We start from the raw sequence: 1627 nt of genomic DNA, 5'->3' as shown, positions 1-1627 counted from the left end.
GATCGGCGACCCGCGCGACGCCGCGCCCCGCCTCGCCGAGGAGCTCGCGCTGGCCGACGTGGTCGCGGCGGAGGACACCCGCAGGCTCTCCCGGCTGTGCCAGGCCCTCGAGATTTCGCCGCAGGGGTTGGTGCTCAGCTACCACGAGCACAACGAGGCCTCCCGCACGCCGGACCTGCTGGGCCGCCTGCTCGCGGGGGAGCGGGTCGTGGTCGTCACGGATGCCGGTATGCCGTCCGTCTCCGACCCCGGCTACCGCCTGGTCGCGGCCGCGATCGACGCGGACGTGCCGGTCACCTGCGTGCCGGGACCGAGCGCGGTGCTGATGGCCCTCGCCGTGTCCGGGCTGCCCGTCGACCGGTTCTGCTTCGAGGGCTTCCCACCGCGCAAACCGGGGGAGCGGGCCCGCGCACTGACCGCGCTGGCACGGGAATCCCGCACCATGATCTTCTTCGAGGCGCCGCACCGGCTCGAGGCGACGCTGGCCGCGATGGCGACGGCCTTCGGCGCCGACCGCCCCGCCGCCGTCTGCCGGGAGCTGACCAAGACCTACGAGGAGGTCCGGCGCGGCGGCCTCGCGGAACTCGCGGCATGGTCGTCCGAGGGCGTGCGGGGCGAGATCACCCTCGTCGTCGGGGGAGCACCTCCGCAGGTCGTGGACCTCGACGACGGGGTCGCCGCCGTCCTGGCACGCGTGCAGCAGGGCGAGCGGCTCAAGGACGCCTGCGCCGACGTCGCCCGCGCCACCGGCCTGTCCAAGAAGGCCCTGTATGACGGGGCCCTCGCCTCCCGCGCGACGTCCTGAGCCGTTCCGTGCTCACCACGGTCGAGGAGACCGATGACGTCATGCCGGAGAGGGGGACCGGCCAGGCCGACGTCGCTTCATCCGGCGGAACTGTCGCCACGCCCACCACATCACCCACGCCAGCAGGACCAGAGCCACGATCACCAGGACCGGCAGGAAGACCGCGATCAGGCTGAGCCCGACCGAGGTGGTGTCCTCCGCGGCCGACACGACGGGAGCGCCGAGGCCCACGGTCGAGATGTTCACGGCCGGGCGGGTGGTCGCCTTGGTCGCGTGCACGATGCCGGAGATCGCGACGCCGAGCACGACACCGACCCACGGGTGGTCCTGCATCCAGGAGGAGCTGTCGACCTTCCCCGCCGCACTCGTCGCCGCGAAGATCAGCCCCCCGACGGTGGGCCGGATGAAGGTCGCGACCGCGTCGTTGAGGCTGTCGACGATCGCGATCTTGTCGAGCACCACCTCGGTCAGCAGCAACACGGCGGCCACGCCGATCGCCCAGGTGCTCTCGATCCACGCATAGGACTGCGGCAGCGCGATCACGTCGGTGAACCGCGCCAGCAGCGCCACCATGAGGAACGGGATGTAGGCGTTGAGGCCGGCCGCCGCGGACAACCCCATCCCGGTCAGTGCTGCCAGCATGCCCGCCCCCTTCGTGATCGCGTGCGCACAGTGTCGCAGCAACCGCCCACCCGCCGGGAGTTGCTGGCGGACGTCACTTCCCAGCCATTCCGGCGGCGTTCAGACCAGGCCGGCGGCGGTCGGACCAGGCCGGCGGCGGTCAGGCCAGGCCGGCGTCGCGCAGGGCGAGCCAGAGCCGGG

2 protein-coding genes are annotated in these 1627 nt (G+C 72.7%); one reads left to right on the top strand and one right to left on the bottom strand.

Going from position 1 to position 1627, the window contains the following annotated elements:
• Position 1: 1 nt before the first annotated feature.
• Positions 2-805 carry a 16S rRNA (cytidine(1402)-2'-O)-methyltransferase gene (gene rsmI / locus FRW57_RS21390; protein WP_238999532.1) on the top strand — a complete coding sequence of 268 codons (804 nt, stop codon included), beginning with the start codon at positions 2-4 and terminating at the stop codon, positions 803-805.
• A 39-nt stretch (positions 806-844) separates the two neighbouring features.
• Here rsmI and FRW57_RS21385 read toward each other — a convergent pair whose 3' ends face one another.
• Positions 845-1447: a DUF4126 domain-containing protein gene (locus FRW57_RS21385; protein ID WP_152187014.1), complete on the bottom strand. Its 603-nt coding sequence runs from the start codon at positions 1445-1447 to the stop codon at positions 845-847.
• Between the last annotated feature and the right edge of the window lie 180 nt (positions 1448-1627).

Source organism: Segeticoccus rhizosphaerae (assembly GCF_009192725.1).
Lineage (GTDB): Bacteria > Actinomycetota > Actinomycetes > Actinomycetales > Dermatophilaceae > Segeticoccus > Segeticoccus rhizosphaerae.
The sequence above is the reverse complement of the archived record's forward strand: the minus strand, read 5'-3'. Positions and strand labels throughout refer to the sequence as shown.

Excerpts from the sequence above, each read along its gene's own strand:
- FRW57_RS21385 (WP_152187014.1), bottom strand. The coding sequence starts at position 1,447 with ATGCTGGCAGCACTGACCGGGATGGGGTTGTCCGCGGCGGCCGGCCTC.